This window comes from Nocardia aurea (assembly GCF_003123685.1).
Classification (GTDB): domain Bacteria; phylum Actinomycetota; class Actinomycetes; order Mycobacteriales; family Mycobacteriaceae; genus Nocardia; species Nocardia aurea.
On record NZ_QCYJ01000130.1, the window covers coordinates 572,830 to 598,441 of the forward strand.

22 protein-coding genes are annotated in these 25,612 nt (G+C 67.8%); 9 read left to right on the plus strand and 13 right to left on the minus strand.

Going from position 1 to position 25,612, the window contains the following annotated elements; translation table 11 throughout:
• Positions 1-3: 3 nt before the first annotated feature.
• Together DAT37_RS34575 and DAT37_RS34580 are read right to left on the minus strand one after the other, a co-directional pair.
• Positions 4-693: a hypothetical protein gene (locus DAT37_RS34575; protein ID WP_109529052.1), complete on the minus strand. Its 690-nt coding sequence runs from the start codon at positions 691-693 to the stop codon at positions 4-6.
• Positions 694-813: 120 nt separating this feature from the next.
• Complete coding sequence (locus DAT37_RS34580) at positions 814-3,165, minus strand: arylsulfatase (protein ID WP_109529053.1); 2,352 nt, start codon at positions 3,163-3,165, stop codon at positions 814-816.
• 212 nt (positions 3,166-3,377) lie between these two features.
• Between DAT37_RS34580 and DAT37_RS34585 the strand changes: the two genes are divergently transcribed.
• Positions 3,378-4,511 carry a CaiB/BaiF CoA transferase family protein gene (locus DAT37_RS34585; RefSeq protein ID WP_109529054.1) on the plus strand — a complete coding sequence of 378 codons (1,134 nt, stop codon included), beginning with the start codon at positions 3,378-3,380 and terminating at the stop codon, positions 4,509-4,511.
• Between the two features lie 56 nt (positions 4,512-4,567).
• On the opposite strand, the gene DAT37_RS34590 is transcribed toward DAT37_RS34585, so the two are convergent.
• On the minus strand, positions 4,568-5,185 hold the full coding sequence (locus DAT37_RS34590; protein WP_109529055.1) for a TetR family transcriptional regulator: 618 nt from the start codon (positions 5,183-5,185) through the stop codon (positions 4,568-4,570).
• A gap of 86 nt (positions 5,186-5,271) precedes the next feature.
• Here DAT37_RS34590 and DAT37_RS34595 point away from each other — a divergent pair, with 86 nt between their 5' ends.
• Both DAT37_RS34595 and DAT37_RS34600 read left to right on the plus strand, forming a co-directional pair.
• Positions 5,272-5,991 carry an alpha/beta hydrolase gene (locus tag DAT37_RS34595; RefSeq protein WP_109529056.1) on the plus strand — a complete coding sequence of 240 codons (720 nt, stop codon included), beginning with the start codon at positions 5,272-5,274 and terminating at the stop codon, positions 5,989-5,991.
• Positions 5,988-7,394, plus strand: a complete 1,407-nt coding sequence (locus DAT37_RS34600; RefSeq protein WP_109529057.1) for an ABC transporter substrate-binding protein — start codon at positions 5,988-5,990, stop codon at positions 7,392-7,394. Before DAT37_RS34595 ends, DAT37_RS34600 begins: the two co-directional genes overlap by 4 nt.
• 80 nt (positions 7,395-7,474) lie before the next feature.
• On the opposite strand, the gene DAT37_RS34605 is transcribed toward DAT37_RS34600, so the two are convergent.
• Positions 7,475-8,179, minus strand: a complete 705-nt coding sequence (locus DAT37_RS34605; protein WP_109529058.1) for an NUDIX hydrolase — start codon at positions 8,177-8,179, stop codon at positions 7,475-7,477.
• Between the two features lie 86 nt (positions 8,180-8,265).
• Positions 8,266-9,777: a MocR-like transcription factor YczR gene (gene yczR, locus DAT37_RS34610; RefSeq protein ID WP_109529059.1), complete on the minus strand. Its 1,512-nt coding sequence runs from the start codon at positions 9,775-9,777 to the stop codon at positions 8,266-8,268.
• 61 nt (positions 9,778-9,838) lie between these two features.
• On the opposite strand from yczR, the gene DAT37_RS34615 reads away from it, so the two are divergent.
• Positions 9,839-10,135, plus strand: coding sequence for a hypothetical protein (locus DAT37_RS34615; RefSeq protein WP_109529060.1), 297 nt, complete (start codon positions 9,839-9,841; stop codon positions 10,133-10,135).
• 177 nt (positions 10,136-10,312) lie between these two features.
• Positions 10,313-10,873, plus strand: coding sequence for a methylated-DNA--[protein]-cysteine S-methyltransferase (locus tag DAT37_RS34620; protein WP_109529174.1), 561 nt, complete (start codon positions 10,313-10,315; stop codon positions 10,871-10,873).
• 30 nt (positions 10,874-10,903) lie between these two features.
• On the opposite strand, the gene DAT37_RS34625 is transcribed toward DAT37_RS34620, so the two are convergent.
• The 3 genes from DAT37_RS34625 to DAT37_RS34635 form a co-directional block, all read right to left on the minus strand.
• Entirely contained in the window at positions 10,904-11,194 is a 291-nt protein-coding gene (locus DAT37_RS34625) for a UBA domain-containing protein (protein WP_157978838.1), read from the minus strand.
• A gap of 92 nt (positions 11,195-11,286) precedes the next feature.
• On the minus strand, positions 11,287-13,896 hold the full coding sequence (locus tag DAT37_RS34630; RefSeq protein WP_109529062.1) for a helix-turn-helix transcriptional regulator: 2,610 nt from the start codon (positions 13,894-13,896) through the stop codon (positions 11,287-11,289).
• Positions 13,897-14,105: 209 nt separating this feature from the next.
• The gene (locus DAT37_RS34635; protein WP_109529063.1) at positions 14,106-15,395 is read right to left on the minus strand and encodes an adenylosuccinate synthase; all 1,290 of its coding nucleotides are present in this window, start codon (positions 15,393-15,395) and stop codon (positions 14,106-14,108) included.
• 253 nt (positions 15,396-15,648) lie between these two features.
• Between DAT37_RS34635 and DAT37_RS34640 the strand changes: the two genes are divergently transcribed.
• Positions 15,649-16,308, plus strand: coding sequence for a hypothetical protein (locus tag DAT37_RS34640; RefSeq protein WP_232840170.1), 660 nt, complete (start codon positions 15,649-15,651; stop codon positions 16,306-16,308).
• A complete protein-coding gene (locus DAT37_RS34645) occupies positions 16,305-17,090 on the plus strand; it encodes a site-2 protease family protein (protein ID WP_109529065.1) in 786 nt (261 codons plus the stop codon). Before DAT37_RS34640 ends, DAT37_RS34645 begins: the two co-directional genes overlap by 4 nt.
• A gap of 252 nt (positions 17,091-17,342) precedes the next feature.
• Here the strand turns inward: DAT37_RS34645 and DAT37_RS34650 are convergent, their stop codons facing one another.
• The 4 genes from DAT37_RS34650 to DAT37_RS34665 all read right to left on the minus strand — a co-directional run bounded on the left by DAT37_RS34650 (position 17,343) and on the right by DAT37_RS34665 (position 21,015).
• Positions 17,343-18,512, minus strand: coding sequence for an FUSC family protein (locus DAT37_RS34650; RefSeq protein ID WP_198654569.1), 1,170 nt, complete (start codon positions 18,510-18,512; stop codon positions 17,343-17,345).
• 23 nt (positions 18,513-18,535) lie between these two features.
• A complete protein-coding gene (locus tag DAT37_RS34655; protein WP_109529176.1) occupies positions 18,536-18,985 on the minus strand; it encodes a DUF3151 domain-containing protein in 450 nt (149 codons plus the stop codon).
• Between the two features lie 164 nt (positions 18,986-19,149).
• Positions 19,150-19,587, minus strand: coding sequence for a hypothetical protein (locus DAT37_RS44485; RefSeq protein ID WP_157978839.1), 438 nt, complete (start codon positions 19,585-19,587; stop codon positions 19,150-19,152).
• Between the two features lie 792 nt (positions 19,588-20,379).
• On the minus strand, positions 20,380-21,015 hold the full coding sequence (locus tag DAT37_RS34665; protein WP_157978840.1) for a hypothetical protein: 636 nt from the start codon (positions 21,013-21,015) through the stop codon (positions 20,380-20,382).
• A 298-nt stretch (positions 21,016-21,313) separates the two neighbouring features.
• On the opposite strand from DAT37_RS34665, the gene DAT37_RS34670 reads away from it, so the two are divergent.
• Together DAT37_RS34670 and DAT37_RS34675 are read left to right on the plus strand one after the other, a co-directional pair.
• A complete protein-coding gene (locus tag DAT37_RS34670) occupies positions 21,314-22,660 on the plus strand; it encodes an Rv0361 family membrane protein (RefSeq protein WP_232840171.1) in 1,347 nt (448 codons plus the stop codon).
• 194 nt (positions 22,661-22,854) lie between these two features.
• Positions 22,855-23,916 carry a fused (3R)-hydroxyacyl-ACP dehydratase subunits HadA/HadB gene (locus DAT37_RS34675; RefSeq protein ID WP_109529068.1) on the plus strand — a complete coding sequence of 354 codons (1,062 nt, stop codon included), beginning with the start codon at positions 22,855-22,857 and terminating at the stop codon, positions 23,914-23,916.
• Between the two features lie 25 nt (positions 23,917-23,941).
• Here the strand turns inward: DAT37_RS34675 and DAT37_RS34680 are convergent, their stop codons facing one another.
• A complete protein-coding gene (locus tag DAT37_RS34680) occupies positions 23,942-25,408 on the minus strand; it encodes a DUF4185 domain-containing protein (RefSeq protein WP_109529069.1) in 1,467 nt (488 codons plus the stop codon).
• Between the last annotated feature and the right edge of the window lie 204 nt (positions 25,409-25,612).

The window sequence follows — 25,612 nt, forward strand, 5'->3', positions numbered from 1 at the left end:
CCGCTACGAATCGTTCTCCTCGGTCGCGGCCTGGCCCGCCAGTGTTGTTCCCGGCGGCAGGGTCGCCAGCAGATACACGCTGACCAGCAGTACCCAGGCGGGGAAAACCAGGCCGACCCACACGCTGAAACTGACCACGATCAGCAGGAACAGCGCGAACAAGTAGGTGATCACCACCAGCACGCGCGGCATCAGTCCGGTGCGCAACCAGATCGTGCCCAGCGAGATCATGAAAACCCCCGCCATACGCACCGCGTAGACGCTGTTCATCTGGAGCATGACCTCGCGGCCGAAGATCAGGATGTCGGTGTGCGCGGCAGCGGAATCTCGGGCGATGGCGAGCACACCGCCCGCGACTCCCATCGACGCGAACATCATGGCGAGAAAGAGCAGACCGCTGCCCAACATGACCGTCGAGAAGAACCGGTCCTCGAGTTCGCCGATTCGATCCCGGATCACGCCGATGAACCACAGGAACGCGATTCCGGCGAAAGGCTCCAGCACCAGGGCGATCTTGATTCTCGTTCGATGCGGCCCGGACCACGCGGTGTCGCTGAGGGGATCGCCCGGCAGCGTGGTGCGCAAGAGCACGAGGCCGATCGTGAACAGCACGGCGAACAGGATGCCCGCGACGGCGGCCGAACGCGGCGTCGTCAGTCTGCGGAATTGCCTCTCGCGATACACCTCGGCCATGCGTCGATCGCCTCCTGTTCGACCGCGACGGAATTCGTCGGGCGCGGTGATTCGGGAGTCCGGCACCCGACCCTTCGGGTCGTTCGTGCCGGACTCCCGGTGCGGCGGCCGGGTCGTCGCCTACTGCCGGGCCATATGCATGCGCATCTCACTGGGGATATCGGTGATCAGGTCCCCGGACAGGTCGACGACGGCGGTGTGCAGGGTGCCGCTGAACCGGAACGGAGGCCGGTAGTCGGACACGATGGCGGAGCCGGGGTTGGCCCCGCAGGTCATGCCGCCGGGGTTGAAGGCGACCGGTGTGGTGACCGGGAATTCCTCCCTACCGACCGGGCGACGGTCGATGTAGAGCGTGGCGTTGCCCGGTGCGCCCTTACCCTGGGTGATGTCGGGAACGCCGGTCGGCTCGAATTCGAAGCGGAGTTCGTGACGCCCCTGCGGGATCGGCTCGGTGGAGGCCACCCGGTACACGGCGCGCCGAACGTAGTTGTGCGCGTAGTGCAGTCGGCCGTCCTTGACGAAGAAGGTCCAGCCGCCGACATTGGTGCCCTGGCACACCAGAACGCCGTCGGCGCCGCCCGCCGGGATCTCCACGTCGACGGTGACGCTGTGCGGCCGGTTGAGTACGCGCGGCGCGACGGCGGCGGGCAGCGTGTCGGTGTCCGCGCGCAGGGTGTAGCTGGTCTGCGCGGGGGTGATCTGCGGACGTTCCTGGATGAGGCGTTGCAGGGTGCTGCTGTCGATGGGCAGCACGTTGTACTTACCCGCCTCGACGTACCACAGCGAGATCATCTCGAGGAGTTTGTCGGGATGTTCGGCGGCGAGGTCGTGGGTTTCCGCGAAATCCTCCTCGATGTAGTACAACTCCCAGCCGTGCGCGTCCAACTCGCCGAGCGTCTCGGCGGTGATGGGGGTGCCGAAGGCGTTGTCCGCCTCCGCGAAAGACGGTCCGGGCCAAGGACATACCGCGCGCCAGCCGTCGTGATCGATGGCGCGGTGGCCGAGCATCTCGAAGTACTGGGTGTGATGGCCGGTGACCGCGTCCCCGTTGTCGAAGGTGTGCGCGAAGCTGACGCCGTGCATCGGCGACTGCGCGACGCCCTTGATGGTGGCGGGCGGCTCGATGCCGAGTACGTCGAGAACGGTGGGGACCATATCCACCAGATGCGCGTACTGGGTGCGGATCTCGCCACTCGCGGTGATTCCCCGCGGCCAGTGCACCAGGAACGGGTCGCTCGCGCCGCCGCGGTAGGTCTCGCGCTTCCAACGCCGGAAGGGCGTGTTGCCCGCCCAGGTCCAGCCCCACGGGTAGTGGTTGAACGTGCTCGGGCCGCCCAGTTCGTCGATCGCCCGCAGACTGTCCTCGATCGGCTCCGGGGCGTTGTTGAAGAATTGCAGTTCGTTCGTCGTCCCGGTGACGCCGCCTTCCGCGCTCGCCCCGTTATCGGACACCACCATGATCAGCGTGTTGTCGAATTGGCCGATCTCCTTCAGGAAATCGAGCATTCGGCCGATGTGGTGGTCGGTGTGGGTGAGGAATCCGGCGTAGACCTCCATCATCCGCGCGGCCAGACGGCGCTGGTCGGCGGGCAGCGAATCCCATTCCGGCACATCGGGATCGTGTCGCGAGAGTCGCGCGTCCACCGGTACCACGCCGCGTTCCTTCTGCTGGGCGAAGGTGAATTCGCGATAGGCCTCCCAGCCGTCGTCGAAACGTCCCCGGTACCGGTCGGCCCATTCCTTGGGCACGTGGTGCGGCGCGTGGGTGGCGCCGGTGCAGAAATTCAGGAAGAACGGTTTGTCGGGGGCGACCTGTTTCGCGCTGGCGATGAAGGAGATCGCCTTGTCGACCAGGTCGGCGGTCAGGTGATAACCGTCCTCGGGGGTCGCGGGCGGTTCGACCTGATGATTGTCGTGGACCAGATCCGGATACCACTGGCTCGTATCGCCGCCGAGGAAACCGTAGAAACGCTCGAATCCGCGCCCGAGCGGCCAGCGCTCGTAGGGCCCTGCGGCCGATTCCTGTTCCGAGGGCACCAGATGCCATTTACCCACCTGATAGGTGTTGTAGCCGTGCTCCAACAGGATCTCGGACAGGAACCCGTTCTCGAACGGGATATTGCCGTTGTATCCCGGGAATCCGGTGGCGATCTCGGTGATTCCGGCCATCGCGTTCGCGTGGTGATTGCGGCCGTTCATCATGCACGAACGCGAGGGCGAGCACAGCGCGGTGGTGTGCATGTTGTTGTAGAGCAGACCGTGTTCGGCGAGCCGGTCGAGATTCGGTGTCTCGATCGGACTGCCGTAACACCCGAACTGGCCGAAACCGGTGTCGTCGAAGACGATGAACAGCACGTTCGGCGCGTCGGGTACCGCACGCACCGGCTGCGGCCACGCCGGACTCGACTCGTCGGTGGTCCGACCGATGATTCCGGGGAACGCGGTGCCCGGCCGGTATTCCTTCGGTGGCATATGCTCGGTCCTCCGTCGCTCGACGAGTTCTCGGTGCCACGAAAGTACGGGTGAACCCGGGTGGGCGACGTCACCCGTGAGGGGTGACCGTGGAGCGAGGCCGGTGGGCGCGCGCCGACGTTATTGTCATACTGTCAATACACCCGGGCCGGCTTTCCCGGGCGGCACCGGACGCGCCGGTGCGCTGGATCGACGACGAACCGAGGTAGGGCGTGAGCACACCATCCACCGCCACAGGATCAACCCACCCCGCCGGTGACGATCACCGGAGGCAGGGGCCGCTGGCCGGCATCAAAGTAGTCGAACTCGCCGGAATCGGTCCGGGTCCGCACGCGGCGCTGCTGCTGGCCGACCTGGGCGCCGACGTGGTGCGGGTACAGCGCGCGGGCATGTTCCCCGGCTTCATGGACCGGGCGCAGTGGCGCGGACGCACCATCCTCGAGGCCAACCTGAAGGATCCGGCGGATATCGAGAAGGTGCTGACCCTGATCGGGAAGGCCGACGTCCTCATCGAGGGTTTCCGGCCGGGCGTCACCGAGCGGATGGGACTGGGCCCGGATGCGGCGCTCGAGCGCAACCCGCGCCTGATCTACGGACGCATGACCGGATGGGGCCAGGAGGGTCCGCTGGCCGACCGTGCGGGCCACGACATCAACTACATCTCGCTGACCGGCGTGCTGAACGCCATCGGCCGCAAGGGTGAGCGGCCGGTGCCGCCGCTCAATATGGTCGGCGACTTCGGCGGCGGCTCCATGTTCCTGGTGTTCGGCATCCTCGCCGCGATCATCGAGCGGCAGACCTCGGGCAAGGGCCAGGTCATCGACGCGGCGATGGTCGACGGCGCGCTGGCGCTGTCGCACATGATCTGGGGTATGCGCGGCGTCGGGTTGTGGAACGACGAACGCGGCACCAACCTGCTCGACACCGGACAGGCCTTCTACGACACCTACGAGACCTCCGACGGCAAGTACATGGCCGTCGGCGCGATCGAGCCGCAGTTCTACGCGGAACTGCTCGCGGGGCTGGAGATCGATCCGGAGGGTCTGCCCCAGCAGCTCGACCCCAACGGCCAGGATCAGCTGAAGAAGCTGTTCACCGAGAAGTTCAAATCCAAGACCCGCGACGAATGGGCCGCGATCTTCGAGGGCACCGACGCGTGCACCACCCCGGTGCTCACCTTCACCGAGGCCGAGGCGAACCCGCATATCGTCGCGCGGACCGGTCTGGTCGAGATCGGCGGCATCGTGCAGCACGCGCCCGCCCCGCGCTTCTCCCGCACCCCCACCACCATTCCGACCCCGCCGCCGACCGAGGGCACTCCGTTCGAGGAGATCTGGGCGGACTGATTTCCCGACGTACGGCACCGGTCGCGCGAGCCGCGACCGGTGCCGTACGGCCGTTTTCAGCTACCGGTCGGCGATTGCGCCCGACTGATGTGGGCGCTGTTCGCCGCGGACTCGTTGTCGGCGGTGAGCCGGAAGACCGCCTTTTCCAGGGTGGGAAGAATATCGGTGATCTCGAGTGCGCCGTCGACGTAGCGCCCGATGAGTCCGTAGCTGAGTCCGGTCAGCACGCGGCCGATGTCGTCGAGATAGTCGGGGTCGGCACCGGCGAGGACCGCGCCCGCCGCGGGGACCAGCGCGGTGATGCCCTGCGCTTCGAGCCGACTGCCATCGGGGCCGGTGCGCGCTTTGTGATAGGCCTCCAACAGCTTCGGGCTGTGTTCCCACGGCTCGAACACCCGGCGGAACAGCCGCATCAAACCCTCGCGCAATGTCTCGTCCGGATCGATCGCGGCGAGGTCGGTGTAACTGGTTCGGGCCATCCACTGTTCGAGCGCGGCGACGATCAGCTGATCGCGGGTCCCGAACAGTTTGTAGATCGTGCTCAGTGACACCCGGGCGCCGCGCGCCACCTCTTGGAGGTAGAGGCCGTCGTAACCGACTCGTTCCAGCGAGTCCAGCACGACGGCCAGGATCCGCGACGAAGTTTCCGATTCACTCCCCACACCCCGGCCCATCTCCCTAGAGTAATCCCATTACTCAAGTAATCGGATTACTCGATACCCGATTACCGGAGTCAGGGAACAAGGTTTTCGGGAGCGAGATGGCGACATACGTACTGGTCCACGGCGGCGGCCACGGCGGTTGGTGCTACCGGAAGGTGGCCCGACTACTACGCGACGCGGGCCACGAGGTGTTCGCCCCGACACTGTCCGGACTGGCCGACCGCTCCCATCTGTCCCTGTCCGATATCGGGCTGGACACCCATATCCAGGACGTGGCCTCCCTACTGCACTACGAAGACCTCCGCGAGGTGATCCTGGTCGGCCACAGCTACGGCGGCATGGTCATCACCGGCGCCGCGGACCGCGCCATCGATCGGGTCGGGCGGCTGGTCTACCTGGACGCGGCGAACCCGGTCAACGGTCAATCACTCGTCGATGTCGCCGGTCCGATCATCGAGGCGACCCGCCCGTTCGGCGAGACGGTCGACGGCACCGAACTGGTTCTGCTCCCGCATCCCGACGCGGGCATGTTCTACGGGGTCACCGATCCGGCGGATCTCACGTGGATGGCCGAGCGGCTGACCAGCCATCCGTGGCGGTGTTTCGAGGAGAAACTCGATCTCCGCGACGAACAGGCCGTCGCCGCGCTGCCGCAATTCCACATCGTCTGCACCTCGACCCTCGCCACGCGCGATCCCGAATTGGTCGACGGCGCACGAAAAGCGGGACGGCTGTGGGATATCGACACCGGCCACGACCTGATGATCACCGAACCGGAAGCCGTCACCGACGTCCTGCTGCGGGTGGCAGCAGCATGAACCGCACAGGAGTTAGACGAGTGAAGACACAGCGGATAGTCGTTGCCCTGATCGCGATCGCGCTGGTGGCAGCCGGTTGCGGACGCGACGGCGGCAGCGAACCCACCGAAGGCGGTGGCTCGTCGGGGCCCGCCGCCGCGGCGAACTTCGGCAGCCTCAACGGCGTCTGTCAGCCCGGCAGCGCGAAAAGCGCTCCGACGCAAGGGGTCACGGCGTCCGATATCGAGGTCGGCATGTTCTCCGATGTCGGGTTCACCAAGAACCCGGACTACGTCGACGCCGCGAAGGTCTTCACGTCCTGGTGCAACGCCGCAGGCGGGATCAACGGCCGCAAGGTCAACGTGAACCTGCGCGACACCAACCTGATGGAGGTGCGCCAGCGGATGCTGGAGGCCTGCCGTGAGGATTTCGTCCTCGTCGGCGGTAGCGCCGCGCTGGACGGACTCGGTGTCAAGGACCGGCTGAACTGCCTGCTTCCCGATTTCCCGGTGCAGGTCACCCAGGTGCCCAATACCGGCTCCGATTTGCAGGTTCCCTCCTTCGGCGCGTCCGCCTCGGAGAGCGTCAATCCCTATACCGGGTATTACGAGTGGCTGCTCAAAGAGGCCTACCCCGGCTCGCAGAACGGTATCGGCCTGATCAACGGCGACTCGCCGATCACGAAGGCGATGGGTGATAAACAGGTCGAATTCTTCAACGCATTCGGCGCGAAGATCGTCTACAACGACCTGTACCCGGTCGCGGGCGTCTCCGACTGGACCCCGTACGCGCAGTCGATCAAGGCCAACAACGTCAAGGGCCTGATCTTCCTCGGCGATTTCCGCTACCTGGCCAAGCTCGAGGACATCCTCACGAGCATGAACTACAAACTCGACTGGATCGACGCCAACGCCAACGCCTACAACCAGACCTTCCTCGACTCGGCGAAGAGTTCACTGTCGAGTCAGAACAACTTCTCCGATATCAGTGGCACCGCGCCACTGGACGCCGCCGCGACGACTCCGGCGATCGCGGAACTGAAGACGCTCTACGGCAAGTACGCGCCCGGTGCGGCGATCACCTTCCAGGGACTGCGGGCTTTCCAGACCTGGCTGCTGTTCGCCAAGTCGGCCGCGAGCTGCGGTGACAATCTGACGCGTTCGTGTGTCTACAACGCCGCGATCAAGGAGACCTCCTGGACCGCCGGTGGCTTGCAGGCGCCGATCGATCTGTCCAAGCCGCTCTCGGAGCAGCCGCGCTGCTTCAACGTGCAGCAGGCGACCCCGGAGGGTTGGAAGGCCGCTGATTTCAAGCCGAACAACGGTCAGTTCCGTTGTGGGTTCACCCCTTACAAGTACACCCAGGATTTCGGCAAGCCGCTGACGCTCGCCGACGTGGGTAAGAGCATGAACGACCTGAAGTAGTCCCACCGGTCACGAAGACCCGGTCCCGCGTGTGCGGGGCCGGGTCTTCGTCGTCGGGGACAGTCCGAAGTCCGCTTCGGTCAGTGGCGGGTCCAGTCGGGCTGGGCGAAATCGGCGATCCTGGCGTCGGCCGGGTCGCGGCCGAGCAGCACGACTTCGCGGAACTGCCAGAGCATCGCTCCGGTCGGCGCGTGGATGGTCATGCCCTCGCCCAGGCGCATCTGGAGCAGGCCGGGCCCCTCCGGCGCGATCGTCGACGCTTCGCCGGGCAGTTCGCCCTGGCGTACGGCCTCACCGGGACTCACCCAGTGGGGCACGTCGTCCTCGGCGAGTCTGCCGAGGTCGACGAAGTGGACCGAATGGACCTCGTCCTGGCTGGGGTTGAGCGCCGTGGCGTCGGTCAGCGCGGCGACGAACGGCGTGATGACGAATCCGGAACTGGCCGGGAAGTCGTCGAGACGGCCGAGCAGGTCGGCGGGGGTCGCGGTCAGCCCGAGTTCCTCGTGCAGTTCCCGGATCGCGGCCTGTTCGGCGGTCTCCCCGCTGTCGAGACGTCCGCCGGGCAGACCCCACTGGCCCGCGTTGCGGCCCCGGTAGGCGCGCCGGATGACGAGTACCGCGGGCGCGCGCTCCGGTGACTCGACCACGCACAGCAGCACGGCGGCCCTGCGGATATCCGGCGCGTCGGGAACTTCCAGATGCGGGAACCGGCGCAGGCGGCTACTCGCCGACGCGCGGAACTCTTCGACGCTTGCGGGGACACTCGGTCCCGTCGTGGGGCCCATGACCTCGATACTGCCCGAGATCGAATTCGGTCACGTCGAGGGGATCCCGTTTCGAGACCGACCGACCGGCTCGCACCCGACTCCGGTCAGTAGCAGGTGAGCGGTTGGAGGGGGTCGACGGCGCGGGGTGTGAGCGCCTCGTAGGCCGCCGCGATCCCTTTGACGGCGAGCCTGAGCTCGGACTCCTGATGGGTGTAGGGCAGGCGGAGGAAACGCTCGAAAGCGCCCTGCACGCCGAAACGTGGTCCGGCGGCGAGCAATACACCGTAGTTGGGCGCCGTGGCCGCCAGTGCCGTGGAGACCGGGGCGGGTAGTTGCGCCCACAGCGACATGCCGCCCGCGCCTTCGCCGACCCGCCAATCCGGCAATTCCTCGGCCAGGGCCTCCAGCATCGCCGCACGCTGGGACCGCAATTGATCGCGGCGACGGTCCAGGATTTCGTCGGCGTTCGCCAGCAGGTACACGGTGGCGAGCTGATCCATGACGGGTGTGCCGAGGTCGACGGTGGAACGGATGCCGAGCAGTTTGGTGATCAGCGACTGGTTGGTGCGAATCCAGCCGACGCGCAGACCGCCCCAGAAGGATTTGGACGCCGACCCGATGGTGACGATCTCCGCGCCCCTGGCGAAGGCGGCGACCGGCGGCGGCGCGGGGGTCGAGTCCAGCCGCAGGTCGACCATCGATTCGTCGATGACGATCGTCATCCTGGTCTCCCTGGCGATGGCGGCCAGTTCGGCCCGGCCGTCGGCATCGAGCAGCAGGCCGGTGGGATTGTTGAAATCGGGGACGAGATAGGCCAGCGTCGCGGCGGTTTGCCTTGCGGCGCTGCGTATTCCGTCGAGATCCCAGCCGCGCTCCTGATTCTCCAGCAGCAGCGGCACCGGAATGGGGCGTGCGCCGACATCGCGAATGGCCTCGATGGCGTTCGGGTAGGTGGGATGTTCGATCAGCACCCGCGCGGCGGGCGCGGTCAGCACATTGAGCAGCAGGCGCAGACCGTGCTGGGCGCCGAGGGTGACCAGGATCTGGTCCGGTTCGGTGGGCAGACCGCGTTCGGTGTAACGGCGGGCGAGGGCCTCGCGCAGTGCGAGCACACCGACCGGATCCATGCCGTGGGTACCCAGGTAGGCCGGAAGACCTTCCAGCGCCGCGGAATACGCCGCCTGCATCTCCCTGGGCGCCGCCATCGCGGCATACGTCAGATCGATGGTCGTCAGTTCCGGCTGCGACATCATCGCGAGAATACTTCTGGCGGGTTTGGTTCCGTCGTGCGGCACCGCGGGCGGCAGCGCCACCGTACTGCGCGAACCCTGGCGGCTGATCAGGTAACCGTGTTCGCGCAGCAGCGTGTAGGTGGAGGTGATGGTGGTCCGGCTGACGCCGAGCGTCGCCGCCAGATCGCGTTCACTGGGCAACGCGACGCCCAGCGGCGCCCTGCCGTCGTGGATGAGCAACCGGATGCCCTCGGCGAGCGCGAGATAGGCCGGACGCGCGGAACGACGGCTGCCCGCCGAGGTTTCCCCGCCTTCCTCGTCCACACTGCGCCAGCGGCCCAGATCCCGCGCCAGACTGGTAGCACCGATAACTCTTGTCGCCATACAGTCCAGTATTCACCGATTGGATATTTATAGGCAAGGCCAGTGGGGTCATTCTGAGTACATGACCGCCCTGCTCAGCCTTCTCGTCGTCGCCGCCTTCGCCTACGCCGTCCACCGTTTCGCCCCTCGCTCAGGTGCCACCGCCTTCCGGATCGACCGGTTCCGCGCGCCGTGGCCCCTACTCGACGATTCCGCCTCGTACTACGAGGAACAGCGGCAATACGTCGATATCGCCGCGATCCGCAGCCGATCGGAAGCGGCGGAGATCGCCGAGGAGCCGATCCGCGAGCCCGAACGCCTCGTGGTGCGCCCGGCGTCGAATCCGAGCTGCGGGACATTCAAGGCCAGTTTTTCCTAACTGGACTGGACTGGTCCTGCCGCCATCGCGATGGCCTTCGGGGCCGACCACTCCAGGGTTCCACCGGCCGGGCCGGGCGCGCCGACTCGGCCGCGAAAGGAGTTCCGCGGCGGAACCTCGCCCGCCGATCGCGCCTGCGCCGTCGAACATGTCGGACCCCGCGTGCAGACTGTCGTCATGGGCGTTTCCACTCGGCTGCCAGGGCGGGCAGCGCTCTTCGATACGGCGATCGGCGACTGCGCCATCGCGTGGCGCGGGGACGCCGTTTTCCGGTTCGCACTGCCCGACACCGATTCGGCGACACTGTTCGCGCATATCACCCGCGCGGTCGGCGACGACTCGATCGACCGGGCCGAACCGACCGGACCGATCGCCGAGGCGGTCCGGGGCATTCGGGCCCACCTCGCGGGCGAACTCGATGATCTGCGCTGGATACCGCTGGACACCAGCGCAATTCCCGATTTCCATCGCCGGGTCTACGACGTGACCCGCGCGATAGATCCCGGCCACACCCTCAGTTACGGACAGGTGGCGGATCGGGTCGGCGCACCGGGCGCGGCACAGGCCGTCGGGCAGGCGCTCGGACGCAATCCGATTCCGCTGATCATCCCGTGCCACCGGGTGCTCGCCGCCGACAACGCGCTGCACGGGTTCTCCGCGCCGGGTGGGATCACCACCAAACAGCGACTCCTCGAAATCGAGCGCACGCCGGGATTCGGCGAACCCACCCTCTTCTGATCGCGGTGGAGGTCGCGGCCTCGCGCCGGATCAACCGGGCGGATGCTGACGGTAGAACTCGCACGCGTCGCCGCTGAGGTAGCCGTCCATACACGCGAAGTACGCCTGGATACAGCTGTTGGTCGTGCACCCGAGTTCCAGCAACCGCTGACGGATCCGCAGATTGCGCTCCACTGCATCCGGCGCGGCCGAGGGCGCCGACGTCGCGACGACCGATGTGGAACCCACCGGCCGCGGTGTGCCCGACGTATCGGAACATCCCCCTACCAGCCCCAACGCGATCAGAACCACACCGACGATCGTCGACGTACGCACAGGCATCCACACCTTTCCACAGCTCGCTACCGCCGACCGTAACTCCCGCCGCCCCGGCCTGCCCAGCTAACCCCCGGTATACGTCCTCGACGGCGGCGTCACCCGGATCGGCCCGAGGCTTCGCCGCGCATGAAGGCGCCGAGGGATTCGCGGTCGGTGACGTCCATCTTCATGCAGGCGCGGTAGAGGTGGCCTTCGACGGTCCGGACCGAGACGGTGAGGCGATCGGCGATCTGACGGTTGGACAGACCGGCCGCGACCAAGTTCGCGATCTCACGCTCGCGGGCGGTGAGGGGAAGGGGCTGTGCCGCTCGGCGCAGGGCGGGGGTGCTCGCGCCGCCGCAGGCCGCGGCGAGACGGTTGGCGACCGCGGCGGATTCGAGCAGTCGGCGGCGGTCACCGGCGCGGTCGTGCGCGGACGCGGCTTGTGCGGCGGCGTCGGCGGCCGAGAGCAGCGCGCCCATCGCCTCGAATTCAGCGGCGACGGTGTCCAATCCGGTGCCGTCCTGGGCCGCGAGTGCCATCGCGTGTTCGGCCTGGGCCCGCACGAGTCGTCCGTCCACCCGGGCCGCGAGATCGGCGAGTCGGCCAGCGACGGAACTGTCACCGAATCGGGCGACGGTGTGCAGGGCCATGGCTTCGATAGCGTACTGCCGGGAGCGGCGCGCGGAGTCGGCGGCGAATATCGCCGATCGGATGGCCGCGCTGACACTGCCTTCCGCACCGGCGTGGACGGCGCGGGCGATATCGAGCTGCGGTTCGTACACCGCGGAATGCCTGCCGCCGTGGGCCGCCGCCTCGCGAATGGATTCGGCGGCGTCATCCGCTCGGCCGAGTGCCGAATACGCCTCGGCCAGCCGGATTCTCGCCGGAATCATCCAGGCCGCCGCGCCCTCGGTCGCGAGGGCGGCCAGTGCCTGTTCCAGATGTTCGATTCCGTCCGGGAAACGACCACGGGCGACGTCGGCGGTGCCCTGCAGGATCTTCGACAATCCCCAGGCCAGATACTGACCGGGCGCCGAATAGTCGAAATATCCCGCGGCGCGACGTTTGGCGGCTTCCAGCTCACCGGACAGCGTCAGCGCGAGTACCTCGGCGTGGGTGGAGATGAACCGGTTGAGCCCGTCGATCTCCGCTTCCACCTCGTGTCCACGCGCCACGTACTCGCGCGCCGCTTCGGCCTTGCCCATCAGCGCCAGGGCCAGACCGCCGCCGAAGGACGCCCACCAGACCGCCCATCTGGGCGCGCCGTGCGATGTCATCACCGATTCGGCGTCGGCACAGGCGTCCGCCAGCCGGTTCTCGTTGACCTCGCACGCGGAGGCGAGCGCGGTCAGCGTGAGCACGCTCTTGGGATGCTGCACCTTCGCCCGCACCTGGGCGAGTACCTCGTCGGCGCGATCGGCGTCGCCCATGGCCCAGAACAGGTTCGACACGCGGGTGCTGCCCCAGCGGACCAGTTGCACTTCGTCGAGTCGGTCGGGGTCGAAACCCGCCAGGGTGCGTTCGGCCTCGATCCGATGCCCCTGCCACAGCAGGGCGCGGGCGAGCAGATCCGCGGCCTCGACGCCGCCGCGTCGTTGCACGGCGGCGCGGGCGAAACGTTCGCCGAGCGGCAGATTCGCCAAGTGGATGGCATCGGCGGCGGCCGCCTCGAAGAGTTCCAGATCGGCGGATCTGTCGCTGTCCAAGGCCAATTCGGCCAGCCGGATGCGGTCGGCGGCGGATTTGATCGGGCGTTCCTTGAGCGAGGAATACAACCGGCCGCGTAATCGCCGGGCCGAGGCCACGCCGAGTCTGCGCCGGATGACCTCGCCGAACAGGGGATGGTTGTAGCGCACGATCAATCGGTGCGAGTTCTCCACAACCCTGATCAGACCGCGGGTTTCGGCCGATTCGACGGCCTCCTCGCCCGCCAGTTCGGCGAGTATGTCGATATCGATGGGTTCGCAGAAGGTGAGTAGTTCCAGCACTCTGAGGACCGGATCCGGAAGCTGCTCGACCCGATCCTCCAGCAGCGCGGCGAGTTCGGAGGTGACCGCGGCCCGGCCGCGCAACTGCCAGACCCCGTTCACCTGGCGCAGGGTGCCCGCTTCCAGCGCGCCCTCCACCAGATGCCGCAGGAACAGCGCGTTTCCGGCCGAGGACTCCCACATGAGGTTGGCCGTGAAACCCTCGAGTTGCCCGCCGAGCATGGATTCCACCAGTTCGACGCTCTGCCGCTGGGTGAACGGTCCCAGGTCGATGCGCAGCAGGTGACCGTCTTTCCACAACGAGGTGACCGCGTCGGGAACCTGCACACCGCTGCGCACCGTCGCCACGATATGCGCGGCCCTGTCGATGGCCAGTTGCAGCAACAGGGTGGCCGAGAGCTGGTCGAGCAGATGCGCGTCGTCGACGCCGATGGTGGTGTGCCCCTCGGCGAGCAGCGCCTCGCGGGCGGCGGACATGAAGGTCACCGGATCGTGGGCGGTGTAGACGCCGACCATGTGCGCGAAAACGCCGAGGGGGATGCCGCGGGCCGATTCGGTGCCCGCCACCCACCGGATATTTCCGCCCACCGCCGCGGTGGCCTTTCTGGCCAGCGTCGTCTTCCCCACTCCGGCATCGCCGGTCAGTACGGCGCCGACATGATCGCGGCCGTCCAGCGCGGACCGAAGGGCGTCGAACTCGGTCTCGCGCTCGATCATCGGCCAGTTCCGAGCCATGGGTCAATCGTAGGTCTTCCCAGTTCACGATCGATCACATCCGCGAACTCCGAACGCGCGCAAACGGTTCGCCGAAGCCGGGATCGACGCCGACGGGCACACTCACGGCTACCCGCGAGCGAATGCGCGGTTTCTCCTACGCGCGCAACCTCGCTCGCCCGACCCCGGAGGCGTGTTGTCGCCTCGGGCGGTGCGATCGCGGGAGCGTGTCAGCCCAGGACGTCGTGGCGGACGATGGTCTGATCCCGGCCCGGGCCGACGCCGATGCAGGAGATCCGAGCGCCCGACAACTCCTCCAGCCGAGCGACGTAGGCGCGGGCGTTGGCGGGCAGTTCCTCGAAGGTGCGCGCCGCGGAGATGTCCTCCCACCAGCCCGGCATCTCCTCGAAGATCGGGACGGCGTGGTGGAAATCGGTCTGGGTGGTCGGCATCTGCTCGACCCGCTCGCCGTCGATCTCGTAGGCGACGCAGATCGGGACGGTGTCCAGCCCCGACAGCACGTCCAGTTTGGTGAGGAAGTAGTCGGTGATGCCGTTGACCCTGGTCGCGTAACGAGCGATGACGGCGTCGAACCAACCGCAGCGCCGTGCGCGCCCGGTGGTCACGCCGACCTCGCCGCCGTTCTTGGCGAGGAATTCGCCGTACTGGTCGAACAGTTCGGTCGGGAACGGTCCCGAGCCGACGCGGGTGGTGTAGCACTTCAGGATGCCGAGCACCGTATTGATCTTGTTGGGTCCGATGCCCGAGCCGACCGCCGCGCCGCCCGAGGTCGGGTTGGACGAGGTCACATAGGGGTAGGTGCCGTGGTCGACGTCGAGCAGGGTGCCCTGCGATCCCTCCAGCAACACGGTCTCGCCGCGTTCGAGTGCCTCGTTGATCCGCAGGCGGGTGTCGGCGATGCGGTGCTTGAACCCTTCGGCCTGCTCGAGCACCTCCTCGACCACCTGCTGCGGGTCGAGCGCGCGCCGGTTGTAGATCTTGACCAGCACCTGATTCTTGAACTCGAGCGCGGCCTCGACCTTCTGGGTGAGGATCTTCTCGTCGAGCACGTCGGCGATCCTGACCCCGACCCTGGCGACCTTGTCCTGGTAGCACGGACCGATACCGCGACCGGTGGTGCCGATCTTCTTGTTGCCGAGGAAGCGTTCGGTGACCTTATCGATGGCCACGTGGTACGGCATGATCAGGTGCGCGTCGGCGGAGAGCAGCAGGCCGGAGGTGTCGACCCCGCGTTCCTCCAACCCGGCCAGTTCGGCGAGCAGCACGCCCGGATCGACCACCACGCCGTTGCCGATCACATTGGTGACACCGGGGGTCAGGATTCCGGACGGGATCAGGTGCAGCGCGAATTTGTCGCCGTTGGGCAGGACCACGGTGTGACCCGCGTTGTTGCCACCCTGGTAGCGGACAACCCACTGCAGGCGGCCACCGAGCAGATCGGTCGCTTTGCCCTTGCCCTCGTCGCCCCATTGGGCGCCGATCAGGACGATTGCCGGCATGGTTTGTCTCCTACGTTTGGGGGCGCAACACGGACGTGTTGCAGCTACCTACCCGTCTGGAGGAGGTGGCCGGTAGCTCATTTTAGCCGATGCCATCCGAGCGCCCCGGAACGTATCGGGTGCCGCGCCACCGACACCTCCACATCAACAGGGCTATGGTTGGGCACGGAGCGGGCCACGACGCCGGGTTCGCCCGGAAGTGGTGAGCAGGCCGACGGGTGTGTCGGCCGGACCGAGGAGGGTGCACGGCGGTTTGAGTACTCACGTTCTCCGCTGCGACGGCGTACCCGTTCCGATCGCCCTCGCCGCGCTGCCGACAACCCAAACAGCCGCCGTCCCAGCGACTTCCGTGATCGACGAGCTACTGCCCGTGCTCGCGGCCGACAGTCTGCCCCGGCTCATCGTGCTGGGCGAGGACGCCGCGCTCGCCGGGGTTCTCACCCATCTGATGAAAACGGAACGGCTGCACGTCGAGATCGGCTACGTCCCGATCGACAAGACCTACGGTTCGCGCGCCTATCAGACCGGAACCGGGAACGCGGCCGCGAAACGCGCCATCGAGGGCCGCGCCACCGAGACCCCGCTGATCCGTGACGACACCGGAACCGTTCTGGTCGGTCGCGCCAGCATCACCGGCGTCGACGACGCCAAACTGGAGGGCGAGGCCTACGTCGACGACACCCTGCTGTTCACCGGCAAGGTCAGGACCATGCAGATCTCACCCACCCTGTATCTTCCGGGGGTGCGGGCGGCAGTCCGCAGGGGGATCCGCAAACGGACCTGGGTCGAGGGCAGAGCAGCGCAACTCGGCACTCCGGGCGCGGTGGTGACGAGGGACGGCATCCGGACCGAGCGACCGGTCCCCCGTTCGACCTTCTACCGACATCACGAATCCTGGTACCTGGTGAGATGAACAATCCTTACGCGAGACAGCGCCTCGGCCGCGGCGCGGTGCGCCCGAGCCCCGTATTCCTGCTCGTCGTCGCGATCACCGTGCTCGGCGGGGTACTCGCATGGGACGCCGACCTCGACTCGACCCGCGCCAAGATCGGCGTGTTCGTCATGGTCGTGGCGGGTTGGATCGTCTCGCTGTGCCTGCACGAATTCGCGCACGCCTATATCGCCTGGCGCGCAGGCGATCACGAAGTGGAATTGCGCGGATATCTCACGCTGAATCCACTGAAGTATTCGCATCCGCTGCTGTCGGTCGTGCTGCCGATCGTTTTCATCGCACTCGGCGGAATCGGATTGCCCGGCGGCGCGGTCTACGTGCACACCCATAATTTCAGCGCGCGCATCCAGCGCATCGTCAGCGGAGCCGGTCCGGCCGTGAACGCGGCGTGCGCGATCATCCTGCTGGTGATCGTGGAACTGTTCGGCAGCGCGACATCGCATCCCGCGTTCTGGTTCGGGCTCAGTTTCCTCGCGTTCCTCCAGGTCACCGCAGCATTGCTGAACAGTCTGCCGATTCCGGGGCTCGACGGGTACGGGGTGCTGGAACCGTCACTGAGTTACGAGACCCGACGCTCGCTCGATCAGTTCAAACCGTTCGGAATGCTGATCGTCTTCGCGCTGCTGTGGACCCCCGCCATCAACAATGTGTTCTTCGACGCGGTCTACGCGCTGTTCGAATTGTCCGGCGTGCCACGTATCTGGTCGGACTACGGCAATTATCTGACCCGATTCTGGCTGTGAGTTTCGGTGGCCCGGTCCGGCACAGGACCGGGCCACCTCCTTCTCACGAGCGGCTCCGTCCACCGGATATCCGGTGCGCCTTCGCCGCTCGCGCGAAGCCTTCCGACCGTGAAACCCCTCGTAGCTCCCGGTCACGAGTCGAGATTATCGACCGGACCCGACACCGACACGAGTACCGGACTACGCGAAGATCATCACCACACCCGCTGACACGCTCGGCCCGCGCCGGGATCGGACCGAGTAGTCGGGTGATCATTCCTCAGGTCGCACATGCGGATTCGGGACCGTCGGGGGCAGCAGGGCCATCGCCGAAATCCGCTTCATGCCGCAGACCTGCATGAGATCGACCACGATCGACCGCAACTGCGCGAAGACCACGTGCGCCGAAAGTCCGGCGCCCGCGACGAGTTCGGGCCGCGCGCCCTTCGCGACCGAGCGCAGCACCCGCGCCGCCTCGGCCCGGTCCGGTTGTTCACCCGGGTCGGCGAGCATCATCCTGCGCACCACGTCGACCGCGTCGGCGAGGCGCTCCACCTCGTCGATCACCCCCGGGTCGAGAATCTCGTCGTCGTTCACCAGCGTCAGCGAACGACGCAGCAGCACGCGGGTATTGCGCACAGCGTTGTCGAGCGGGTCCGCCGCCGAGCGGATACGTTCCAGGCGGGCACGGGAATTCCAGTACAGCGGGGAGATCCTGCTGATCTCACGGCCGCCCTCCAACGAGGAACGCAGCGCGTCTATCTGCGGTTGCGTCGCGCGCATCTCACTCAGACTCTTGCGGATCTTGTCCTGATCCTGTTCCAGCAGACCGTCCGCGCCCTCCGACAGCGCCGTCCCCATCACCGCGAGGATGTCCGCGGCGTGATCGCGGGCCCGGCGCACCGGATGCAGCGGAATCGCCGCGACCATCACCACCCCGACCAGACCGCCGACCAGCGCGTCGATCATGCGGGAGAAACCGACACCGGCCGTAGGCGGCAGCAGTGTCGCGACCAGCACCGCCGAACCCGCGGCCTGGATGGTGATGATCGACCCGCCGTCGAGGAAGACGGCCAGTGCCATCGCCACCGCGACCACCAGGGCGATCTGCCACACCCCGGTGCCCGCGTTGCTGATGAACAGATCGCCGATGCCGATGCCGACGGCCACGCCGACGACCAGTTCCACCGACCGCTTGAGCCGCGCGCCGAACGAGATGCCGATCGAGACGACCGCCGCGGTCGGGGCGAAGAACGGCTGCGGATGGCCGATGACGGTATGCGCGACGAACCACGCGAGCGCGGCGCCGAGCGAGCACTGCACGATCGGCAGGGCCGACAGCCGCAGCCGCGCCCACGAACCGCGCAGACGTTTCTTGCCGCTCTCGCGAACGACGCGCGCACCGGCGTCGAACCCTCGCGTCGTCGGGCGGCGAGCCGTCATCGCGTCATCGCGTGCCGCCGTACTCAGTCCAGTCCGAGTTCCGCCGCCGCGCGCGGATCGCAATCCTCGAGCAGATCCAGGCAGCGGGCGTATTCCTCGGACTCACCGACGGCACGGGCCGCCCTGGCCAGCGCGCCGACACAGCGCAGGAAGCCCTGGTTGGGCTCGTGACTCCACGGCACCGGGCCGAAACCCTTCCAGCCGTTGCGGCGCAACAGGTCGAGTCCGCGGTGGTAGCCGGTGCGCGCGAACGCGTAGGCGGCGACGATGTCGTGGTTGACCACCGGGTCCGACCCGACGGCGCCGCCGCGGGTCAGCGCGGCTTCCGCGAGATAGGCCCACGCGATCGACGCGGCGGGGTGGTCGGCCGCGACTTGCACCGGGTCGACCTTGTCGAGCAGTGCCGCCTCCGCGTCGAGATTTTCGGGCAGGAGCACCGGCTGGGGTCCGAGCAGATCACCGAACGAGGTCATGGGTTTCATTCTTGCACCCGGCCGCGCCCCCGCGATTTCCCCGACCTGTACGCGGCGCCCGGATCCCGATCCGGTGCCGCGTCGAGCGAAGTTCGGACCTCCGGTCACACCGCGGGGGGCCGAACGCCAACAGTCCGATAACAACCTGCGCATGGTGTCGCGATCTATTGGGGACCCCGGTCGGTCCCGGCCATTAGGCTGGCCGTCGAGTTCAACTGATTCGCCCGAGCCGAGGGGTAGTAGGTGTCCGACCCGAACGACGAGAAGAATCCGGCGCGCGGTAGCGCGGGAGCCGAGAAGGCACGCGAGGACACCTCGGCGGAGCCGTCATCCGCCGCGTCCGCGACATCGGGCGGCGGCAGCGCGGCGAGCGCGTCGTCGGCGGGCACGGAAGCGGGAAAGAACTCCTCGACCGGATCGGGTGAATCGGCACGGGCCAACGACGGCGCGAAGTCATCGGCGACTTCGACCACGGGCACGTCGACGACTCCTCCCGGTACCGGGGACTCCGGCGCGGATACTCCGGTGAAAGCCGCCGCGAGCAGCGCGAAGGGCAGTCGGGCCGCGGACGGTGGCGCGAAGGATTCCCGTTCGTCGGCCACGGCCGGTGCGACCTCCGCGCGTCGCGCGCAGGAGCGCACTGCCGACGACGAACCGACCGCATTCCGGCGGCAGCCGCTGGGAGCGACCTCACAGGCGCGGAATACCCTGTCAGACAAGGCTTCCGGAACTTCAGGGGTTGCGGGAGGTGAATCGTCGGCGAGTCGGCCGACAGCTTCGGCGCGCGCCGATGTGAGCGGTGCGGGCGCAGCCGGTGGTAGCGCGAGCGGTGCCCAAGGTGGTGGTGCGAGCGGCGGCAGTGCGAGCTCCGCGGCTGCCAGTGCCGCGGCGAGCATCGGTGGTGCCGCGGGTATCAGCGCCCGGCCCGGGATCGGTAACCGCGCGGATAGCTCGAACTCCTCGAATGCGGCGGCGTCACCGGGCGCAGGGGCGAAGGAAAGTAAACCGGCCTCGGCTACTCCGGATGACGGCTCGGACACCACCGCGACGAAACCTTTCCCCACTCCCACCGAGGGTGCGAGTGGTCCGGTGGAACCGGCCGCGACCACGTCGGGGTCGGGCGGCGGCGCGACGTCCACACCGAGTGGCGACCGTTCCGGCCCGTCCGCGACGACCGGCGAGGAGCAGACCGGTACCCCGGCGACCGCCGGTGCCGGGACAGCGCGACAAGCGGCATCGAACTCCCCCGGGACGAGCACCCCGGCACCGTCGGATACACCTGAGAAGCGCGAATCGGCCTCGACCGGCGCGACCACTCCCGGCACAGACCGCGCCGCGACACCGACCACTTCGAGCAGCGACGGTCCCGGCTCGACCGGGACCACTAGCCGGGATCAGCCCGCCACGCCGCCGGGGTCCGGTACCGGGACGACGCAACCAGCAGGCTCGAACGCTCCCGGTACGCGCACTCCAACACCGTCGAACACTTCCGGATCGAGCACCCCGGTGCCTTCGAACGGGCCCGGTACAAGCACCACGGTGCCCTCGAACGCGCCCGGGTCGAGCACCTCGGCACCTTCGAACGCGCACGGCACGAACACCCCCGCACCGTCGAACGCGCCTGGGTCGAGCACCTCGGCAACCTCGGATGCACCCGGTGTGAGTACCTCGGCACCCACGAACGCCTCCGGCGCGAACACCCCGGCAACCTCCAACACCCCCGGCGCGAACGCCCCGGTGCCCTCGGATGCACCCGGTGCGAACACCTCGGCATCTGCGGAAACCTCCGGACCGAAGGGGCCCACGTCCTCTGATGGTCCCGGTGTGAGTACCTCGACAGCCACGAACGCCTCCGGCGCGAGCACCCCGCCCCTCTCGAGCGCCCCCGGGCCGAACGATCCGGCGGCCTCTGGCGCCTCGGGGACGAGGAATCCGGCCCCTTCGGCTGCCCCCCGAAGAGGGGACCCAGCCCAGGAGGCGGCGACCGAAGCGGGCGCTACAGGGCCAACAGCCACGACCGCCTCGGGCACGGGCGGCACCGCGACCCCGACCACTCCGAGTGGTGACAGTCGCACCGCGGCGGAGAGGAGCGGGGAGACCGGAACCGCGAAGCCTGCTCCAGGGAAGAGCGTTTCCGCGGCGGCGAGTGCGGCTGCGTCGGGCGCGGCCGTTGGCGGCTCCCGTCCAGCCGAAGCCGCCGGTGGCTCGCAACCGACCGAAACCCCGGGCAGCTCCCGTCCAGCCGAAGCCGCCGGTGGCTCGCAACCGACCGAAACCCCGGGCGGCTCGCGTCCGACCGAAATCGCGGCGAGCGACGCCGAAACCGCGGTGATTCGACGTGGTGAGTCCGTCGGTTCAGCGGCGGATACCGCGGGCGACCGTGCGAAAGGCGGGAGCGGCGCGGCCGAAGCCGACACCGTCGGCTCCGAGACGGTGGCGGCCGGGCCGTCCGATGACGCGGCTGCCAGTGCGAAGACCACCGTGTTCCGGCGTAGCGAGATCCTCGGGACACCGGGGGCGGACGAACGCCGGGACGGGCCCGGTGGCGGTCGCGTGCCCTCGGAGCACCGGGGCGCCGAATCCGGCGAAGCGGCGCGGGATTCCGTGGACGACGGAGCCGGTGACAAGACCGTGGTGATGCGGATCGTTCCCGCGGGTACCGATCCGGCGACTCGGCCGGGCGACGCGAAATCCACGGGGCAGCCCGGGGATGCGCGTCAGGGCGGACTCGTCCCCGGCTCCGACGACAAAACCGTCGCCATGCCGATCGTGACGAACCCGGTCGACCCGCCGACCATGGCCATGCCGATCCAGGTTCCGCCGGATCAGCAGGCGACGCAGCGGATTCAGCGGCCGGGCACCGACCGTGTGGTGCCGCCTCGGCAGGGTCCGCTGTCCAGGCCGCCCACGACGCCTCGGCCCGCGCCGGGTCCGAAGAAGCCGGGTCAGCAGGGGCCATCGGGTCCGCAAGGCCCGCAGGGCCCGGGCGGATACGACGACGTCGAGCAGACCAGGCCGACGCCGCCGCGCCCCCCGGCCACGCAGCGCCCCTCGGTGCCGAAGGCTCCGTCGCCCGCCGACGTCCAGATGACATTGCCCGTGCAGTCGACGAACGCCCCGCGGGAGACGGCGTACCCGCCACAGCCGCGACCGATGGCGTCGCCGCAGCGGATCGCACCTCCCGCCCAACCTCCTGCCGAACCCGCTCCGGTCGAACAGGCGGCGGGCGGCGGCAAGTCGACGCGCTGGCTGTTGGCGGTCGGCGCGGCGGCGGTGGTGCTGATCGCGGTCCTCGCCGCGATCGCGTTCTCCTTGGTCGGCTCGTCGGACAGTTCGCCGGAATCGGCCGTGCGCGCCGCCATCGGTGAATACACCGACGCGTTGCGCGACGGCGATCTGGCGACGCTGCGGACGAGTACCTGCGGTCCCCTGCACGATTTCTACATCGGACTCCCCGAACAGCAGTTCGCGGGCGTGCACCGACTGTCGATGGAGCGCAAGAACATCCCCGTGGTCGACAGCGTGGACAAGATCTCGATCACCGGCGATACCGCGATCGCGCAGGCCACCGTCTACACCGACGCCGATCCGACGAACCGTTCGGCGCGGACTTTCGACCTGGAGCGCACCGACGCCGGCTGGAAGGTCTGCGACCCGAGCACCGGCACACCGTGACGAAACCGGGCGGTGGTGTCGAGTCGCGACACCACCGCGCCGGTTCCACCTTAGATGGACGATTGCCCAGGTCCAGGGCATGGCGCGTGCGTCGCCTCGCACGGTGATACCCCACGGCTGGGGTCCATGCGGGGTTGTGATCGTCACAGATGCCTGGTCAATGCCGTGTCGAGCGCAGTAGCATCACCCGGATCATGGGCACGGAGCAAACAATCGCGCAGCCGGAGACCGCCACGCGCGGACAGACGGCAGCGATAGCGGGACGACGTTTTCGAGTACGCGATCACTATGTGGTCGGCCGCGAGAAGGTGCGCGAGTTCGCGCGGGCGGTACAGAATCTACACGGCGCGCACCAGAACGAGTCCGACGCGCGTGCGCTCGGTCACGACAATGTCGTCGCGCCGCCGACCTTCGTCTCGGTGATCGGGACGGCATGTACTCGCGCCCTGCTCGACACCGTGTTGACCGATTACGACCTGTCGCAGGTGTTGCAGACCGATCAGGTCTTCGAACTGCACCGGCCGATCCTGGCGGGCGACCGGATCAGCACCGAGATCAGGATCGAGTCGCTGCGTCAGTTCAGCGACAACGATTTCATCCAGGTCAAATTCGTGATGACCAATCAGCGCGGCGAGGTCGCGCAGGTCGGGTCGACCACGATCGTCGCCCGCCGCGGCGCCGAGGTCGACCCGAATCTGGTCGACGCCGTGGAGAGCGTGTTCATGCACGATCGCCCATCGGGCCTGGCCGCGAACGACCCGCTGGTCGAACTGTCCCCCGGCGCACCGACGGTCACGCCGCCGGTCACCGCCCCGGAATCACTTCGCGTGCACACACTTCCCGATTTCGAGAAGCTGACCGCGGGCCAGGCGCTGCCCGCCGGTTCCGCGCGGGTGACCCGTGGCGATCTGGCCAATTACGCGGGTGTCGCCGGTGATCCGAACCCCATCCACTTCAGCGATCGCGCCGCCCAACTGGTCGGCCTGCCGACGGTGGTCGCGCACGGTCTGCTGACCATGGGCTTGGCCGCGGACTACCTGTCGACCTGGCTCGGCGATCCCACCGCGATCGCGAAGTTCAGCGTGCGTTTCGCGGGATTCGTTCCGGTCAGCGCGGACGCGGCGACGACCGTCGAATTCCAGGGCAAGATCAAATCCCTCGATCCGGCTACGCGTACCGGTATCATCTCGTTGAGCGGAACATCGCTGGGGCGCAAGCTCTTCGGACGCGCGGTAGCCGAGGTCAGGTTCTCCTAGCCACGGCACTCGCCGCGACGCGCGCTCATTCGGCGCGCGTCGCGTGCAGCAGGTAGACGTTGTAGTCGCTCCACGTCGAAATGGTGAAGTAGAGATCCCGGCCCGTCGACCACGGATGGATGAATCCGCCGTACAGCTCGGCGTGATCGGCGATGGTCACCGTCGGCGTGCTCTGCGACCATCCGCCCTGCGGTGAATTCGACTCGCGCACAACGATGGCCGCTTTCGCGGTGTCGAGATAGCTCATCTGCCAGACGCCGCGATCGGCGTCGTAGCGCACGGACAGCTCGCCCGCGGGCGCGTCGACGACGGGGGTCGCGGCGGCGAATCCGCCGACCGGGGTCCAGGTTCCGTCGACCCAGTACTGATACGCGGTGGTGTTGAGAATCTGATCCTTCGCGACCCTGGCCAGTCCGACCGAACCCAGCCGGGTGTTCGGGGTGCCGAACATGTAGACGTGGTCACCGTACGGAACCATCGCGCTCACTTGGAAATTCGCCAGTCCGAAGATGTTGTCCCACCGTGCGTGCGGATCCTTGGTCCAGGTCTGGCCCTGATCCTCGGAATAGGCGATACCGCCGTAGTTGGTGAAGAACGTGCCGGGGACGCCGTGCCAGGTGCGCATCGACATATAGCTCAGGTACTGCCGCTCGCCGAGGGCGAAACCCGACGTCGGGATCGTGGTGATCTCCACATTGTCGAGTTTTCGGCTGGAGAGGACTTCGGCCGCGTGGCAGCGACTGTCGGTGACCATGCTGTCGTAGGTCATGCCGTCGGACAGATCGCGGTCGGTGCTGAAGGCCAGGACGTTGCTGCGCCAGTCGCCGCCCATACCCCCGGGCGGATGGAAGCCGCGTCCGACGGTGTCACCGAAGGCGGTGGCGATCTGTCCCGGCGCGCTCTCCCACATGATCCCGAGATCGGTGCCGTCGACCTGCCAGCGCTTGTCGGTGCGGTTCACCGAATTCGCGCCGGTCAGTTTGGCCACCTCGCGGATCGAGGTGAAACGCGGCGCGGGCGGCGCGGGGGATCCGGGGGCGGATTCGGTCGGGGGTTCGACCCGTGGCGGCGGCGGTGGCGCCGCTCCGGGATCGGGTCCGGGTCCGGGGACCGCGAAGTGGAAAGGCTGCGGCGACAACAGGATTTCGGGGATGCCGAGTTGCTCGGCGAGGCCGGGCGGGGGTGTCGGCCCGTTGGTGAGGTCCGGGCACGGGTCGACGCAGGGGTCGGCGGGCAGTTCGGTACGGACGCGGGTCGGAGCGGATTCCGGAGGCTGCGGGGGAAGTACGGTGATCACCGGAATCGGAATCGGGACCTCGACCGTCTCGGGAACGAGATCCTCGTGCGCGGGTGCCGGATCACTGGCGCACGGGCCGCTCCCGGTCGCGAGGCCCGGTTCCGGCAGCGCCGCCGATATCGGATGATCGACGCAGGTCAGGGCACCGGTGCCGAATACAACCACGCCGAGCGCTGTCAAGATCCGTCCGCCCACTGCTGTCCTCTCGTCTCGGTCACATGTCTTTTCGCGCCCGAACCCTACCCGCAGCACCGGCGACCGAGCGGGCAATCGCTTCCCGCACGGCGTCGGAGCCGGAAACCGTTACCCCGCAGGGTCACTGTTCGAACATGATTCGGAATCGGTTGCGGCATTTTGCTGATCGGATGCCGAGGCCCCTGCTAGCCTCCTTTCCGCGAC